Below are 16406 nucleotides of genomic sequence, written 5' to 3' on the forward strand. Positions count from 1 at the left end.
CAGACGACTCCGAATTATGGCCGCATCGTTGGCCGGCAGCCGAAGTAGCGACCGTCGCAACATGAAGCTCCACGCAGCTGGGTTCGGGAACACCGACAGCTCGCTCACCAACGAGCGGAGCTCCACGCCAGTGCCCCAATCAGCCAGCGCATCGAGCCTTAGGTCGCACCCTGTCGGATACGTGCGTCCAGCAATCACCACGGGCTCCTCGAGGGGACGCGGCTGCGAGGTCACAACTGCGCTGCCGACAACCCGTCCCCGATCGCGGGTTGGGTTACGATAGGCGCTCCGAGTCGTGTAGATCAGTAGGTCATCTCCCGGTCGAAGCGCTGCGACCTCCGATCTCGATGTCGCGGGAAACGCCATCCGTTGCTCCCGCAGTACCCAGGCAATCGCTTGCCTTTCGCCTAGGATCAGCAGGTACGACGCCATCTCTGTCACGATCGAAACATTACTGTAATTGTCCACATCGAGGATCGGTCAACACGTCGCCAGCCTGCGGCGGGCGTACCGCACCCCCATCCCATAGGACTGGTGGAGTTCTTTGAAGGGGAAACCCAAGTCGAACGGCGCCCGCCCTCGTCGACGGGCATGGTGGGCTCAACTTCTCAGTGCGGGACATATGCGGGATGATCTTGTGAAGCATGCCAGCGACAGGACACACTCCTGCAGTTCAGAGCGGGTAAGCTGGCTGAACTGCCACCGCTCTCCTAAAGCGGGTGCCGCAGGTTCGTACCCTGCCGGAGGCACGCATCTAAACAGGCACTTCAGCCCGTGACCTGTGGTTTCATGGCCGCAGGTCTTTTGCTTAGTGGACCTTGATAGCAGCCGACAGTGCTCGCATGCAGCCATAAGACCATGATCAGGGGACGTCGGGCGACGATCTTGAGAACGTATCTCCCAATCAGCCCCTATTTCTGACCCATTCGAGCCTCCGGCAGCCCATCGCAGTGGCTGGGGCGTGGGATCACGCAGCTGCTGATCGTGCCAAATATGTGCGTGCACCTTACGTAGAGGTGCACGCTCTCCTGCCGAGTACGTGTCCCCGCTCCGGAGACAACCGTGGCCACCAGAGCCAGCGAGCTGCGACTAGAACTACTGCGGAGTGAACACCGGCGCTCGTTCCCTCGTAGGAGGCACTTCGTGCATGATGTCGACGCCGCCCTGGCAAACTCGGCTACCTCTTGGTCGCGACTGTGTCCCTCACTGACCTCGGCCCAACGCCTCGAGCAGGAACCAGTCGTCCAGGTGGGGACGCAACGCCTCGATCGCCCTCATTCACCCGTCCATGCCGGGCCAGCGATCTGGCCAGCGCGTCCCAGGCCAAGACGCTCACCGCCTTCGGCCTGTGCCCGTACCTGCCCGACGGCTTCGTCCACGCGCTCCTGCCTCTCCAGCAGGTCGGCGGCGGCCTTGACGGCGTACCACCAGCCGATCCCGGCATACGGTGCGACGATCTCTCAGGCGGACTTCCAGTCCTGTCTGGCGGCCAGTTCCTTCACCGCGTCGGCGGCGCAGGACCACTCGCCCGAGCGGGCGGCCGCCACGACCGTGCGAGGTGGCCACGCTCGATCAAGCGGTCCACGATGTCCGGCGTCACCCCTTCATTCAGACGTCATTGCCGATCGAGATCATCAGCATTCATGACCCTGAACTCTATGGCGAGATTTATGCCACCATGATCGAAACGGTCCGGCAAGGGAGGCTGCTTGGTCGTTTTCTCCTGTGCGGGATGCGGCGCGGTGATGACCGTGCGGGTGGCGCGTGTAGCGCTCCCCGACCACGCTGGCCAGAAGTACGGACATGACCTGCTCTCCGGTCTACTCGAGCCAGGAACATACGCCGTGGATCCTGGAGACGGCCGGCCTTGGCACACCTTGCAGCCCGAGCCGGAAGAGCATGGCGTCCGACTGCTGACGTACTGCATCTCGGGGCCCCCGGACAGGATCGGGATCGCGCCCAGCGACGTCCGCGGAACCGTCTTCATCCCGGAGCGGCTGGGGGGCTGCTGTTGCGGCTGGGACGGCCAGTACGGCCCCAACCTCGCGTGCGCGGAATGCGGCCGACCGGTGGCGACCCGCGTCGACGACTGCGGGTTCTGGCAGGTGGTGTGGCTGGAGCCGGACGCCGTGCGCCCTGTCGCCGTCGCCGGTCCCGTCCAGCGGATGATGGATTGGGAGGAACTGCCGAGCGCGCCGCCCGTTGACCCGCGTGGTTACTGGAGCCCACAGTGGAGGGCCGCCGTCGCGGTGGCACTGGCGCACCTGCTGGTGGTCTCTGGCGGTAAGCGGGTGGCTGTCCCTGACGGGCCTGTCGCAGAAGTGTTTCGCCGGGCGATCGACAGTCTGCTCCCGCTGGGGAAACCGGAACGGCATCTCATCCTGGCCGGGCCGGGCCTGTCCCCCGCGATCATGGACATCGCGCTGGTACCGCGGCATCCGCAGACCGGTGAGGTGTGGCCGTGCGAGGCAGGGGCGGTGGTGCCGCTGGCCGCGGACGTGTGGGCGTACCTGGCTTTCCACGATGATCGGCGGCTCGTGCCGGCGGCGTACGGGATGCCTGTCGGCCTCCGCCGCGACGATCCGCCCCCGCTGCTGCCTCACTCCCTTTTCCGTCCTGATGGGCGGGTGTTCCTCAGCACGCTGGAGCGGCTGGCGGCGTTTCGGCAGCCGTGGTTGCGCCGCATCTATGAGCAGATGAAAGACCGTCCGTACATGGACCCGTTCGCATGATCGTATTCTCTGCGCGAAGGCTCTCTTCCAGGCCGCCGGCGAGTGGGCGACCGGCGGTGCCCGCGGAGCGGGGTGCCGGTCGTGTTCGGCATGCTGCTCGAACGATGTCCCACAGGAGACGTACGAAATCCTTCCCGCCGAGGTGCTGACGACCGTGGCGCAGGCCGGGCCACCCGCGTGGGCCCCATACGCGGCTGAACGTGGTCAGCGGCCTGCCTTTGGACGGGATCGGCGGGCGGCCAGTTCAACTCGTACGAACAGCACCACGAGCACGGCCAGCACGACCGACGGGGCCACGAGCCAGAGCCAGCGCTGGGCCCACCAGCCGGCGGTCGGCTCCGCCGGCAGGGTGCCGCCCAGTCCTTCGTAGGCCCAGAGCACCACCAGGTACGCGGTCATGTGCCAGAGGAAGATGGTCAGCGCGGCCACGTTGAGTGCCACCACCGGCTTCCAGGCGGTCGGGCGGCGCAGCAGGCGTTCGGCGGCCGGCGTGATCAGGACCAGCAGCCCGAGCTGGAAGACGGCCAGGGCGGCGATGGCGGCGTTGGTCGGGAAGATGTTGGATTCGACGCCGGCGGTGGCCACCATCGAGGCGGGGTAGCCCGCTGCCGCCGTCAGCCCGACCAGCCCGGCCAGGCCGGCTCCGGCGACCGCGAGCCGTTGCGCCAGCGGCCGCCGCCCCAGCTCCCAGGTGCGCCAGGCGTAGCCGAGCTGGTGGCAGAACAGCCACACCAGGGCGGCGGTCACCCAGCCCGCCCAGGTCAGGCCGGCGCCGCGGTGCGCCACGCTGCCGAGGGCGATCAGCAGGACGAGCGCTGCCAGGACCCAGGCTCCGTAGCGGGCGTTCAGGGTCGCGGTGATCGGCACTGCGGCGATCAGCAGGCCGTACACGACCAGGAACCACAGCGGCGTCAGGTAACCGGGGAACCACTCCCACATCCATCGGTGCGGGCCGGGCAGGGCGGCCGCGATCAGCTCGCCGGCGAGCCAGATCAGGGCCCAGGCGGCGGTCGGCCAGAGCAGCCGGCGCAGCCGGCTTCGGACGAACCGGCCGGCGGTCGTCCCGCGTGCCCGGGCCCGTTGCCAGCCGACCAGGTTGGCGTACCCACCGACCAGGAAGAACACCGGCATGATCTGCAGCACCCAGGTGGCGAGCCAGCCACCGGGCACGGCGTGGATCGGGTTCGGCATGGTCAGGTTGCCGGCGGCGGTGCGGTGGGTGACCGACAACGTCCAGTGCCAGAGGGTGACGACCAGGATGCACAGCGCGCGGGCGGCGTCGACCACCCGGTCGCGGGACGCCGGCGTGGCCTCGACCAGCCGGTCCAGCGTCGATCGTCGGTCCGTGGCACTTCGGGGCCGCCGGTCTTCACGTCCTGCGCTCAGCGGTACAGCTCCTCGATGTCGGCCGCGAAGTCCTTGTGGACCAAGGCACGCTTGACCTTCAGGGTCGGGGTCAGATATCCGTTCTGCTCGGTCAGGTCGACCGGAAGGATCCGGAACCTGCGGATCGACTCGGCCCGGCTCACCATCGTGTTGGCCTCGTCCACGGCCGTCTGCAGGCTGGCCAGCAGCTCCGTGTCGTCACGGAGCTCGGCCGGGCCGGCCCGCTCGGACCTGCCGGCGGCCCGCTTCCATGACGCCAGCGCCTCGGTGTCCAGGATGATCAGCGCGGCGGTGTACGGTCGCCGGTCGCCGACGACCACCGCCTGGCTGATGAGCGGGTGGGTGCGCAGGCGGTCCTCCAGCGGCTCCGGGGCGAGGTTCTTGCCGCCGGCGGTCACGATGATCTCCTTCTTGCGGCCCGAGATCGTCAGGAACCCGTCCTCGTCGAGGGCGCCGAGGTCGCCGGTGAGCAGCCAGCCGTCCTCGGTCCAGGTCTCCCTGGTCTTCTGCTCGTTGCGCCAGTAGCCCTGGAACAGGATCGGACCCTTGATCAGGATCTCGCCGTCGTCGGCGATCCGGATGTCGACCCCGGGCAGGGGCGGCCCCACCGAGCCGATCTTCTGCGCGTGGGGCAGGTTCACGGTCGCGGCGGCGCTGGTCTCGGTCAGACCGTAGCCTTCCAGCACGGTGATGCCGATTCCGCGGAAGAAGTGGCCCAGCCGTACGCCCAGCGGCGCCCCGCCGGAGATGGCGTAGCCGACCCGGCCGCCGAGCGCGGCCCGCAGCCGCCGGTACACCAGCCGGTCGGACAGGCGGTGTGCCAGGCGCAGGCGCAGGCCTGGCCGCCCCTCTTCCAGCGCCTGGCTGTACGCCACGGCGGTCCGGTCGGCCCAGTCGAAGATCCTCCCCTTGCCCTGGGCGTGGGCCCGCTGCTGAGCGTCGTTGTAGACCCGCTCGAACACCCTGGGCGCCGCCAGCAGGAACGACGGTCGCAGGGCGGCCAGGTCCTCGGTCAGCCTGGCCCGGTCGGCGCTGTGCGCAAGGCAGACGCCCCGCTCCAGGCAGGCCACCTGGATCACCCGCGCGAACACGTGTGCCAGCGGGAGGAACAGCAGGGTCGAGGCGTCCCGGCCGAAGATGTGCTTCAGGCTGTCGATCGCGGCGCGCGCCTCGTACAGCAGGTTGCCGTGACTCAGCATGCATCCCTTCGGGCGGCCGGTGGTGCCCGAGGTGTAGACGATCGTCGCCAGGTCGTCGACGGACACCGTACGGCGGCGCTCGCGCAGCCGGGCGTCGTCCACGCCCCGCCCGTCCTCGCGGAGACGGTCCAGGCCGCCGCCGTCGATCTGCCACACCCGCGGCTGCCTGGGCAGGCCCTCGGACGCGTCCTCGACCAGGCGGCGATGCGTCTCGTGCTCGACCACCGCCGCGACCGGACCGGCGTCCTCCAGCACCCAGCGGATCTGCTCGGCCGAGGAGGTCTCGTAGATCGGGACCGGCACCGCCGCCACCGTCCACAGGGCGTAGTCGGCCAGCGTCCACTCGTAGCTGGTGGCGGCCAGCAGCGCGACCCGGTCACCTGGCTGTATCCCGGCGGCGAGGAAGCCGGCCGCCAGGCTGCGGACGTCGGCCGCGAACCGCCTGGCCGTCACCGGACGCCAACCGTCGTCCGACCGGCGCTTGAACAGGACCAGGTCGCCCTTGACCCGGTCGTCGGCGAACACCACGTCGGCGAGCTGGGTGTCCGGGGCAATGGCTATCGGAGCGGGGATCGCATAGACACGCATCGTCCATCTCCCTTGAACAGAGGCCGGTCAGGCGGCCGTACGGCGGCGAGAAGCGGCCCACTAGCCTGTTTCCCCAGGTCACCAGGTGCACACGTGGCCGCCCGGGGTGCTCCGCGGCGATAAGCGACCGGAGCCCGGCAGGACAGGCCGGGTTCGTGCCACGCGCAGCACAGCGGCGCCGCACAGGTACGAGAGCACCCCGGCCCATGGGAGCCCGGTCGGCCCGCGGTAGCCGGGACCGGAAACGGCGACGAGAAGCAGCCCGGCCAGCACGGCGGCCAGGCCGAGCACCGTCGCACCATCGCGCCACGGACCGCGCTCGGCGGACCGCGGCGCCGACCGGCGCAGTTCGATCCGCGCGAAGAGGGCGACCAGGACGACGAGGACGAGGGCACAGGCCGCTATCCACGGCACTCGCCACAGCAGCCACGCCGTGGAGTGCAGCGGAGGCTGCGGCAGTGCACCGGTCGGGAAGAGCAGAGCGGCCGCGACCGCCGCCGCGGTCATATGCCAGAGGAACACGGTCAGGATGACCGCGTTGACCGCGATCACCACACTCCACGGGCCGGTCCGGCGAAGCCATCGGTCGGCCGCGGGCGCGAGGGCCAGGACCAGTCCGACCTGCGTGGCGGCGAGCGCCATCAGTGCCAGGGTCGGCGGAGCCGTGTTGTACCCGACCATGCCGACCGGGTACGGGCCCACCACGGTCAGTCCGATCAGGGCGACCAGGCCGCCGGCCACGACCGCGAGCGCCTTGCCGCGGCTCAGCCGCAGGAGCCCGTCCCGCCAGCAGAAGCCGAACTGGTAGATCGCCATCCAGGCGAACAGGTAGGTGCTCGTACCGACGACCGGCACGTGCAGGCCCCTCCGCAGCAGGTCGGCGACGGCGACGATGGCCACCGTCGCCAGCGGGGCGGCAAGCCCCGCGCGGCGGTGCAGCGCGTGCAGCCACGGCGTGAGCACCACCAGGACGAGGTAGGCCAGCAGGAACCACAGCGGGATGGAGGCGAGCCACGACGCGTGGCCGATCAATTCGCTGTTCACCCCGGCCGCCACCGCGGCCACGGATACCAGCGGCAGCACCACGAACAGCGCAGTCGTCGGCCGCAGCAGCCGGTCGGTCCGTCTCAGCACCCAGCCGATGCCGTCGCCTCCTGAGGCGCGGTGCGATGCCATTGAGGCGCTGCCGGCGTAGCCACCGACCAGGAAGAAGATCGGCATCACCTGGAACAGCCAGGTGACCGGGTCCAACCAGCTCAGGACGTCCAGCGCGTTGTACCCGGACAGCCGGCCGTCCCGGTAGGTCACGGCGACGACGAACCAGTGCCCGAACACCACCATGCAGATGGCCAGCGCGCGCCACATGTCGACGCTGCGCTCACGACTTTCCGGCGTACGCGCCGCCAGGTCGCGCACCATCGCCGCCAACCCCCGCATGACTGCAACCCCCGCCCACCATGGATCATCGCGCGACACTTCGCCACCGGAGCGGAGGCAACGTTGACCCTGTCCCCCTGACCTGCGATTTCTAATCTCGGCAGGCAGCCGTAGGTCGTCAGTTCAGCGGCATCGGCCACAAATGCCGCAGCAGGTTGACGACAGGACGTAGGGGGTGATCCCTACTGTGCGGGATGAGGATCGGGGCGCGGGCGGACGTGCCGATGTTCACCCACCGCCGCGGTCGGGGGAACGGGCGCTGGGCCGACGTGGCCGCCGACGTGGCCGACATCCTGGCCGACATCGCGGCGGCCGGGCCGCAAGGGTGTCATGTCGACGTCGCGGGGCCCGAACCCCAGGACCTGGTGGGCATGGCCCGGCGCACCAACCAGGCACGTGGGAGCGAGGTCAGACTCCCGCCCACCACCTTCGACCAGTGACTCCGGGAGCAGGTGCGCTGAGGCAGGCATCCGGAAAGCGGGGGTCCTACGGGACCATACTATACGGTACGGTATGGTCTTGGACGTCGTGAGCATCTCCATGCCCGAGGAGCATCATGTTCGCTGGTCCCGACCCGATCTGGCCGGTTGTCGTCCTTGCCGTCATCCAGGCCGCCGACGGTGCCATGTGCGTCAAGCCGCTGCCTTTCATCGCCGAATGCTTCGAGAACGTGAACTGGCCGCGGCGCCTGTGGTGGCTCATGCCGGTGATCAAGTTCGCCGCGGCGGCCGGGCTGGTCCTCGGCATCTGGGTGCCGTACCTCGCCGCCGTGACCTGTGCCGCCCTGGTGCTCTACTTCGTCGTCGCCATCGGGATGCACATCGCGGCCCGTGACTTCGGCCGCAACCTGTTCCTCAACGCCACCGGCATGCTGTTGATCTGCGCCGCGACCGGCGTCTACAGCTTCCTCGCATGACGCTCGGGGCGGGCCGTCGGCGCCGGGGAGATCGCCTGCCGTGTGCTAGGTTCGCCGGGTGAGCGCGGCACGAGATCGTTGGCTGGACGAAGGGCTGAAGGTTCTCGCGGAAGAAGGCTCGGCAGGGCTGCGCATCGATCGCCTCGCGGCCCGGCTGAACCTGTCGAAAGGGTCGTTCCACCACCACTTCGACGGCGCAGAGGGTTACAAGAAAGCGCTTCTCGCCCATTTTGAACGCCTGTCGATCCACGCGCTGGAAACCGCCATCGCGGAAGTCGAGCAACCGGCGAGCACTCGCGCCGTCTTCGCGGAACTGACGAAGCTGATCCGCCCGAACAACACGGATCTCTATTATCCCCAGCTCGATGTCGCGTTGCGGGCGTGGGCCACATGGGATCCGGATGTTCGCGCCGTCCAGTCCCGCCTCGACGAGACGAGACTGGCCGCGCTTCAGCGGGTGTGGCGCTCGGTCGTCGACAGCGACGAGGAAGCGCGGACGAATGCTCTGCTGCCCTACCTGATCTCCATCGGCGCAACGGTCATCGTCCCGCCGATCGACGCCGACCAGCTGCGCGAGATCTACGAGAAGCTGCTGCCGCTCGTTCCAGATCACTAGGACCACCGAACCCCCACGGCCCGCCGGTTTGCTATTGACCGCCACACGCGCCAGATGGCGGTTTCGGTTCTTTTGCGATGCTTCCGCTGGGTGGCGTACCTCACAGGACGCGGCTGTCACAGGGGACGGTTGGCCGGGATCTCTTGTTCGTCAGTACGCCGCGCGACCCGTGCGGCACTTCACGCGACAGACTTTCGGACAGGAGTTCGGTCATGAAGGAACCCATCAGGCAGAAGGTCGCCATGATCACCGGGGCGAACAAGGGGATCGGCCGCGCGATCGCCGAACAGCTCGCCGAGCTGGGCATGACGGTCCTGGTCGGGGCCAGAGACCTGCGGCGCGGGGAGGAGGCCGCTGCGGCACTGCGCGCGGCGGGCGGCGACGCCCACGCGGTAACCCTGGATGTCACCGATCCGACCACCATCCAGGGGGCCGCGACGTGGATCGAGGAGCGCTTCGGTTGCCTTGACGTGCTGGTCAACAACGCCGGCATCACCGGCTCCGGACAGGTCTCGCCGCAAGATGCCCACGACCAGGCCCCAAGCTCGGTCGACCTGGCCATGGCCCGTGCGGTGTTCGAGACCAACGTCTTCGGAGTGATCGCGGTGACCAACGCCATGCTGCCGCTGCTGCGGCGGTCACCGGCGCCGCGCATCGTCAACGTCAGCAGCCACGCCGGGTCGCTCGCCCTCACCAGTGACCCGAACAGCCCTTTCGCGGCGCTGCCGCCGTCGGCCGCGTACACGCCCTCCAAGGCCGCGCTGAACGCGCTGACCGTGCAGTACGCCAACGAGCTGCGCAAAGACGGAATCCTCGTCAACGCCGCCGCCCCCGGCTACGTCGACACCGACAGCAACAACCACACCGGCCACCTCACCCCCGCGCAGGGCGCCGCGGTCATGGTGCGCCTGGCCACGCTCGGCGCGGACGGCCCGACCGCCGGGTTCTTCAGTGAAGACGGCCCGCTGCCCTGGTAGCGGTGGGGCCTCACGATGGACCGATAGGGCCGTCCCGAAACCGACCGGACCGTTTCCGGGACGGCCCTCAAGCGCAGCTGTCGATGCCCAGCCGGTGGACCGGAAGCCGGCCGCAGTAGGGCAGGTTGTGCTTGCTGTGCCCCACGCCGCCGGTCAAGGAGCGATGCCCGCGTGCTGGGGCGGGTGAACAGCGGCCAGAACGGCCTTCGTCGTGCTCAGCGCGCCGCGCGCACTGCCGAAACCAGTCCGCCGGCGCCCTCGTCCTGCTGCGGCGGGGTGAGCACCGGACGGCCGTAGGCCTCGGCGCGCTCACGCAGGGTGAAGGTCTCCGCCTCCCAGCCGAGGCCGTCCAGCCAGCCGACCGGGTCCTCCGGCATCTCCGAGACCCACATCGACGCCGCCGATCCGGGAGCGGCGTCCCCGCGGAAGCGTTCGACCACGCCGCGGGGGCCCAGGGTCAGGCCCATCCTGCTGCCTGCGGCGGACAGCGCGCCCACCCGTTCGAGCAGCGACTGCACCGCGTCCTCGGGCAGATAGATCAGCAGTCCCTCGGCGATCCACACCGTCGGCTGCGCCGGATCGTGCCCGGCCGCTGCCAGGGCGCCGGGCCAGTCCTCGCGCAGGTCGACCGGGACGGTGATCCGCTCGCAGCGCGGAACGGCCCGCTCCTGGCGCAGCACCGAGGCCTTGAAGCCCAGCGGCTCGGCCGTGTCGACCTCGAACAGCCGGGTCCCCGCAGGCCAGTCCATCCGGAAGGCCCTGCTGTCCATCCCGGCTCCGAGCAGCACGACCTGCCGGACGCCGGACGCGACCGCCCGGTCCAGCAGGTCGTCCAGGAACTTCGTCCGGATGACGATCGAGAAGGCCACAGCGAGCCGGCGGCGCCGCGCCGCCTCGTCCGCGTACGGGGGCGGCGGCGTTTCGGGGCCTCTCCCGCCGGCCGTGGCGAAGGCCAGCGCCAGCGGGTCCCGGAACAGCGGCTGTTCGCGTGCCGTCTCCATCGCCCTCACCCGGGCCACGCCCACGGCTGTGGCCCACACCCCGGATGGCTCGGCCCGTCCCGCCGCATCAGTCATGCGTTCAGCCTAGAGCGCGTGGCGTCGATGCGGCCGCGGCCCCAGCCGCAGATCCCGGAAGTGACCGCGGAAAAGGAAGATCCTCCTCTCGCCGGTCGGGCTATCCGTCGCTCTGCTCGAGCGCCCAGGCGCAGATGGCTGACAGCGGCTCCCGGAGGGTTCGGCCGAGTGCGGTCAGGGCGTACTCGACATGCTGTGGGGCGGTGTCCTTGAGCACTCGTCGTTCGACCAGCCCGTCGCTTTCCATGCTCCGCAGGTTTTCGGTCAGTACCTTCTGAGTGATGCCAGGTAGCCTGCGGCGCAGCTCGGCGTGCCGCTGCGGCCCGGCGAGCAGCGCGTAGATCAGCAGGACCCGCCACTTGGCGGCCAGCCGCTCCAGCGCCTGCCGGGTCGCGCAGCTTTCTTCCAGGACGTCGGGTATCACCAGTGCCATGGGTTCTCCCGTGTAGGGGGCACCTCAAAGTGCCTTCTGGCCGGCCCGAGATCAGGATGCCTAGTGTCTCGGCCATGACAGAGCTTAAGGTCCACACGTACACGGCGGCAGAGCCCGGGATCTTCGTCAACAGTTACCTGCTGGAGACGACGGACGGCGTGGTGCTCGTCGATGCCGGGCTGCTGGTGTCCGACGCGCAGGCATTGGCCGCGCGGCTCGCGGCGTTGCGCAAGCCGCTGGTCGCGGCGTTCGTGACGCATCCCCACCCGGACCATTTCAACGGGCTGCCGTACATCGTCGGCGACGATGTGCCGGTCTATGCGACGGCGCTGGTCGCCAAGACGATCGAGCAGACCGCGGTTGCCAAACGGGAGCAGTGGCAGCCCACCTACGGCGAGGAGTGGCCGGACCGGTTCCGGGTACCGGACCGGCCGCTGGACGGTGGCGGCACCGTGGACGTCACGGGGCTGCGGATCCAGGTGCACGACCTCGGGGCCGCTGAAAGCCACGCCGACTCCTATCTCCTCGTCGAGGCCGGCGAGCAGCGCAATGCCTTCATCGGCGACCTGGCCTTCGACGGTGTGCACTCCTACACGGCGGACGGACATTCCGGCGCGTGGCTGCGTGTGCTCGAGCGGCTGGTGGACGAGCTGGCCGGGGTGCCGCTGTATCCGGGCCACGGCGCGCCCGGCGACACCGGCCTGCTGAGCCGACAGCGGCAGTACCTGCTGATGTACCGAGAGGCGGTGGGGCACCTGGCCGCAGGTGCGCCGAGTCTGAGCGACACGCAGAGGCTGGAGCTGACGCGGACCATGACCCGCTTCCTGCCTGGTGCGCCCCTGGACTGGCTGGTCGGCCTGGGCGCGGACGCCGTCGCCGCCGAGCTCGCCGCATGATCGCCAAGGTTGGGATCTCGACGCCCGGGAGGGCTCATGACCACTGTCAGAACTGAGCGCATCACCTTCGGCAGCGAAGGCGTGGAGTTGGTGGGCGAGCTCCGGCTTCCGGACGCGAAGGGTCCGCGGCCCGCCGTGGCGCTCACCGGCCCCTTCACCGGTGTGAAAGAGCAGGTCGTCGGCACCTACGCCGAACGACTCGCTCAGGCCGGGCTCGTCACGCTCGCCTTCGACCACCGGGGCTTCGGGGAAAGCGGCGGACGCCGCCAGCATGAGGACAGCCAGGGGAAACTGGCCGACCTGAGGGCCGCGGTCGGCGTGCTGACCGGCCGGCCCGAGGTGGACCTGGCTCGGATCGGTGTCGTCGGCATCTGCCTCGGCGGGGGCTATGCGGTGCGGGCCGCCGCCACGGATCCCCGGGTGAACGCGGTGGCCGGAATCGCGGGCGCGTACAACAGCCCCGTCCGGATCGCCCGGACCATGGGCATCGACGCGTACCGGTCCGCGGTCAGCGGCTTCTTGGACCGGTACGACGAGTACGTGCCCGCCGTGGCACCCGACGGAGGCGAAGCCGCGATGGGAGGCGAGGAGCCGTACGCCTACTACGGCACCGCGCGGTCCGCCTCGCCACACTGGCGTGACGAGGTCACCAGAGGATCGCTCCATTCGCTGATGACGTTCGACGCCCTCGGCGCGGCTGAGCTCCTTGCCGCCACCCCGCTCCTGGTCGTCCACGGGAGAACGGACGCCTACTGCTCACCGGAGCTGGCTCGGGAGCTTCACGAGCGCAAGCCCGGCGAGAAGGAGATCGTCTGGCTGGACGCCGACCAGCACATCGACCTCTATGACATGGAACCGTACGTCACCCGAGCCGCCCAAGCGACGGCCGACTTCCTCCACCGCCACCTCCGGCGCTGACGACCAGGACCATGAGCGCACCCTTCGCCGAACATCCGCTCATGCCGATGAGAGCGTGTGGTCGACCGCCGCCCGCCGGACCATCACCGACGACGCGCATCACGCTGTCACCTGTTTCGCACGTCCCCGGGCCCCTCAGACGCAGTCCCTTGACATGCCTCACCGCAGACTGAATCAATTGCGGACTTATGCGCATCCTTGCAGGAACACTGGTGATCGCCACCTTGATCGCCGGGTGTTCGAGCGACCCTGTCGATGCTGCACCATCGGCTGTGCTCACGCCTCCTGCAACCGCGAGCCGCGAGCCCCTCGGAGAGGTGACTCCTTCGCCGCGAGCGACGCCGAGCCCAGCGCCGCTGACCCTCGATCAGGCGGCGCGGCGTTATCTGCGCATCGTGCGGCCGTACAACGTCGCGCTTGAGCGGCTCGAGCAGGCGATCAATGGCGGCCGGCCGCTCACGGTGCTACGCCGGCAAGCGGGGCAGGTCGCCACCACGAACAGGACGCAGATCCGGCAATTGGCCGGCACCCCCTGGCCAAGGGCGGTGCGCGGGCCGGTGAGGCAACTCCAGGCCGAATCGCAGAAGGCGCAGCGGCACTGGGTCCTTGCCATGCGCGCCTCCGCCCGTGACGCGCTCATCCAGGAGGTGCTGAACGCCGCCCGTTACGACGGCAAACCGGCGGTGGGAAAGATCCGCCGGTTGCTCCACCTGGAGCAGTACGACGAAGAGGACTACTCCTGACCGTTCAGTACGTGGAGAGGACCTGGCAGCAGCTCCCCGGCCACGGGCCATGTCAGCACGGCGCCCGGAGAAAACGTCGGCATGAAGCAGCCAGATCCCGCCCCTGGTGGCCTGTCTGCACTCGGCGACCACGTCCCTGCCCGCATGCGTGGCCTCGGACGACTGCCCGTCGTCTCCCGTCCATGCTCACCGGCTCGCCGGCACGGAGAGCTCACCGACCGACGTGCCCGACGAGTTGAACGTGCCCTGCCGGTTGATCGTGTGCCAGCGCAGCCGTACGCCCAGGAGCGCCGTGGCCACCGACTGGATCACCACGAGGTACATCAGCTGCCGGTAGACGAACTGCTGCAGCGGCAGCACCCACAGGGCCGAGACCCGCTCACCGTCGAGGCGCAGCGCATACCAGCCCGTCATCGCCTGAACGGCGACGAACCCCGCCCAAACCGCGACGACCGGCAACGGGTCTCCTACCGCCGTGCTGTAGGCCGCCATGAGGTCCACCACGGGGGCGAGGAGCGGCAGCACCACCTGGAACATGGTCAGGTAGCCCAGGCAACGGCGGCCGAAGGGCGCGCGTTCCACCAGCGCACCGCGATGCTTCCACATGGCCTGCAGGGTGCCGTAGCACCAGCGGTAGCGCTGCTTCCACAGCTGCCCGAGCGTCGTCGGGGCTTCTGTCCAGGCCAGCGCCTTCTCCTCGTACACCACCCGCCAGCCGGCCCGGCACAGTGCCATCGTCAGGTCGGTGTCCTCGGCGAGCGTGTCGGTGCTCACCCCGCCCAGCGCCACCAGCGCCGAGCGGCGGAACGCCCCGATCGCGCCCGGCACGGTGGCCATGCAGTCCAGCAGCTCGAAGGCGCGCCGGTCGAGGTTGAACCCGATCACGTACTCGATGTGCTGCCAGCGTCCGATCATGCCGCGCCGGTTGCCGACCTTGGTGTTGCCGCTGACCGCGCCGATGGCCGGGTCGGCGAGCTGGCGGACGAGGTGCCCGATGGTGGCGGGCTCGAAGACGGTGTCGCCGTCCACCATGATGAGGATCTCGTGGGAGGCTTGCGCGATGCCCACGTTGAGCGCCGAGGGCTTGCCACCGTTCGGCTTCGTGATCACCCGTACGTTGCGGTAGCCGAGCGCCGCGGCCAGCTCGGCGGTGCGGTCGCTGGAGCCGTCGTCGACGACCAGCACCTCGACCACGCCCGGATATGACGTGGTCACCAGCGAACGTACCGTCGCCTGGATCCCGGCCTCCTCGTTGTAGGCCGGGACGATGACGGTCACGGGAGGCGGCGCGGGCCAGTCGGGCGCGCGGCCCTTACGCCGTCGTCCGCCTCGGGTGCGGTGGGCGTGCACCATCGCGAGCACCGCGAAGAACGCCAGCCGGGCCAGCGTGAGCGCACCGGCGGCGAACAGCACCCACGACAGGGCGATGGCGAACCAGCCGGAGGTGCGCTGGGCGAAGGAGAACAGGGCGCCTGCGAACTGCTCCCCGTCTCCAGCTTTCTGGTGCGCCGACGGCATGCCCAGCGCGTCGGTCACGGTGACCGCCCGATAATCGCGTGCGGTGAGCTCACGCAGTGCGCGGTCCAGGGCCTCGACGGTCTGCCGCCGGTTCCCGCCCGCGTCGTGCATCATCACGATCGCGCCCCGTCCGCGCTCGGGCAGCGCAGCCGAGGCGATCTTGTCTGTTCCTGGGTGGCTCCAGTCCTTGGTGTCCAGGTCTGTCAGTGTGACCAGGTAGCCCTGGTCCGCCGCGGTGCGCAAGCTGTCCCACTGGGGGACGGTGATCGTGTTCGGCGTCGAGGAGTACGGCGGGCGCATCAGTGTGGTGTGCAGGCCCGTCGCGCCGGCCAGTGCCCGCTGCGTCAGCGACAGCTCCAGCCGCAGCCGCCACGCCGGCACGGCTGCCAGGTCAGCGTGGGTGTAGGTGTGGTTGCCGATCTCATGGCCCTCGGAGACGATCCGCCGGGCCAGCTCCGGATATTGGGCGACCTTGGAGCCGACCAGGAAGAAGGTGGCCTTCGCGTCGTGGCGGCGCAGGACGTCCAGCACCTGCGGCGTCCACTCCGGGTCGGGGCCGTCGTCGAATGTCAGGGCGACCGTTCGTGCGGGGAGGCGGGCGCTGGCCGGTTTGCCGCCGGTGAGGTTCAGCACGGGCCCGCCGCGGCGGGCCCGCTCCAGGTCGGGGCTCGGGTTGTCGACGGCGAGTGGGACGGCCTGGGTTTCGCCGGCGACGTTGGTGACGTATCCGTTGAGGACGAGCATGGCGGCGACGAGCAGCAGCCCGGTGGCCAGCATGAACCAGTGACCCCGCGGATCCTTCCGCTTCCCGTCGGCCCGCACGGGCGGCTGGTCCAGGGGCGGCTGCACGTGCGGGGGCTGCACATACGGCGGTTGCGGGTGCGGCGGTTGCGGGTGCGGCGCTTGCGGGTGCGCGGGAGCTACCCGTGGCTCGCCGGTGACGGCGCGGGGATCCTGCCAGGCAGGCACCG

The 16406-nt window shown here is 69.6% G+C and carries 14 protein-coding genes and 1 tRNA gene; 9 read left to right on the plus strand and 6 right to left on the minus strand.

Going from position 1 to position 16406, the window contains the following annotated elements; all coding sequences use genetic code 11:
- Window positions 1–680: 680 nt before the first annotated feature.
- Both FH608_RS49330 and FH608_RS49335 read left to right on the plus strand, forming a co-directional pair.
- A tRNA-Arg gene (locus FH608_RS49330) sits at window positions 681–746 on the plus strand.
- A 963-nt stretch (window positions 747–1709) separates the two neighbouring features.
- Window positions 1710–2732 (plus strand): hypothetical protein, encoded by a 1023-nt coding sequence (locus FH608_RS49335; RefSeq protein ID WP_139638149.1) that lies wholly within the window; start codon window positions 1710–1712, stop codon window positions 2730–2732.
- 204 nt (window positions 2733–2936) lie between these two features.
- On the opposite strand, the gene FH608_RS49340 is transcribed toward FH608_RS49335, so the two are convergent.
- From FH608_RS49340 to FH608_RS49350, 3 genes are all read right to left on the minus strand, one after another.
- A complete protein-coding gene (locus FH608_RS49340) occupies window positions 2937–4019 on the minus strand; it encodes an acyltransferase family protein (protein ID WP_139638150.1) in 1083 nt (360 codons plus the stop codon).
- A gap of 95 nt (window positions 4020–4114) precedes the next feature.
- Window positions 4115–5905 carry an AMP-dependent synthetase/ligase gene (locus FH608_RS49345; RefSeq protein ID WP_139638151.1) on the minus strand — a complete coding sequence of 597 codons (1791 nt, stop codon included), beginning with the start codon at window positions 5903–5905 and terminating at the stop codon, window positions 4115–4117.
- 78 nt (window positions 5906–5983) lie between these two features.
- Window positions 5984–7342, minus strand: a complete 1359-nt coding sequence (locus FH608_RS49350) for an acyltransferase family protein (protein ID WP_226900600.1) — start codon at window positions 7340–7342, stop codon at window positions 5984–5986.
- A gap of 194 nt (window positions 7343–7536) precedes the next feature.
- Between FH608_RS49350 and FH608_RS49355 the strand changes: the two genes are divergently transcribed.
- The 4 genes from FH608_RS49355 (at window position 7537) to FH608_RS49370 (ending at window position 9851) form a co-directional block, all read left to right on the plus strand.
- Complete coding sequence (locus tag FH608_RS49355; protein ID WP_226900602.1) at window positions 7537–7782, plus strand: hypothetical protein; 246 nt, start codon at window positions 7537–7539, stop codon at window positions 7780–7782.
- Window positions 7783–7898: 116 nt separating this feature from the next.
- Complete coding sequence (locus FH608_RS49360) at window positions 7899–8258, plus strand: DoxX family protein (RefSeq protein WP_139638152.1); 360 nt, start codon at window positions 7899–7901, stop codon at window positions 8256–8258.
- A gap of 58 nt (window positions 8259–8316) precedes the next feature.
- Window positions 8317–8874 carry a TetR/AcrR family transcriptional regulator gene (locus FH608_RS49365; protein ID WP_139638153.1) on the plus strand — a complete coding sequence of 186 codons (558 nt, stop codon included), beginning with the start codon at window positions 8317–8319 and terminating at the stop codon, window positions 8872–8874.
- Window positions 8875–9086: 212 nt separating this feature from the next.
- Entirely contained in the window at window positions 9087–9851 is a 765-nt protein-coding gene (locus FH608_RS49370; protein WP_139638154.1) for an SDR family oxidoreductase, read from the plus strand.
- A gap of 215 nt (window positions 9852–10066) precedes the next feature.
- On the opposite strand, the gene FH608_RS49375 is transcribed toward FH608_RS49370, so the two are convergent.
- Window positions 10067–10927 carry a class I SAM-dependent methyltransferase gene (locus FH608_RS49375; RefSeq protein WP_139638155.1) on the minus strand — a complete coding sequence of 287 codons (861 nt, stop codon included), beginning with the start codon at window positions 10925–10927 and terminating at the stop codon, window positions 10067–10069.
- Between the two features lie 100 nt (window positions 10928–11027).
- Window positions 11028–11360: a winged helix-turn-helix transcriptional regulator gene (locus tag FH608_RS49380; RefSeq protein ID WP_139638156.1), complete on the minus strand. Its 333-nt coding sequence runs from the start codon at window positions 11358–11360 to the stop codon at window positions 11028–11030.
- Between the two features lie 74 nt (window positions 11361–11434).
- Between FH608_RS49380 and FH608_RS49385 the strand changes: the two genes are divergently transcribed.
- From FH608_RS49385 to FH608_RS49395, 3 genes are all read left to right on the plus strand, one after another.
- Window positions 11435–12256 (plus strand): MBL fold metallo-hydrolase, encoded by an 822-nt coding sequence (locus tag FH608_RS49385; protein WP_193319077.1) that lies wholly within the window; start codon window positions 11435–11437, stop codon window positions 12254–12256.
- Window positions 12257–12292: 36 nt separating this feature from the next.
- Window positions 12293–13174 carry an alpha/beta hydrolase gene (locus FH608_RS49390; protein ID WP_139638158.1) on the plus strand — a complete coding sequence of 294 codons (882 nt, stop codon included), beginning with the start codon at window positions 12293–12295 and terminating at the stop codon, window positions 13172–13174.
- A 212-nt stretch (window positions 13175–13386) separates the two neighbouring features.
- Window positions 13387–13917, plus strand: coding sequence for a hypothetical protein (locus FH608_RS49395; protein WP_139638159.1), 531 nt, complete (start codon window positions 13387–13389; stop codon window positions 13915–13917).
- A gap of 186 nt (window positions 13918–14103) precedes the next feature.
- Here the strand turns inward: FH608_RS49395 and FH608_RS49400 are convergent, their stop codons facing one another.
- Complete coding sequence (locus FH608_RS49400) at window positions 14104–16284, minus strand: bifunctional polysaccharide deacetylase/glycosyltransferase family 2 protein (protein WP_226900604.1); 2181 nt, start codon at window positions 16282–16284, stop codon at window positions 14104–14106.
- Window positions 16285–16406: the final 122 nt, after the last annotated feature.

The organism is Nonomuraea phyllanthi (assembly GCF_006334985.2).
Lineage (GTDB): Bacteria > Actinomycetota > Actinomycetes > Streptosporangiales > Streptosporangiaceae > Nonomuraea > Nonomuraea phyllanthi.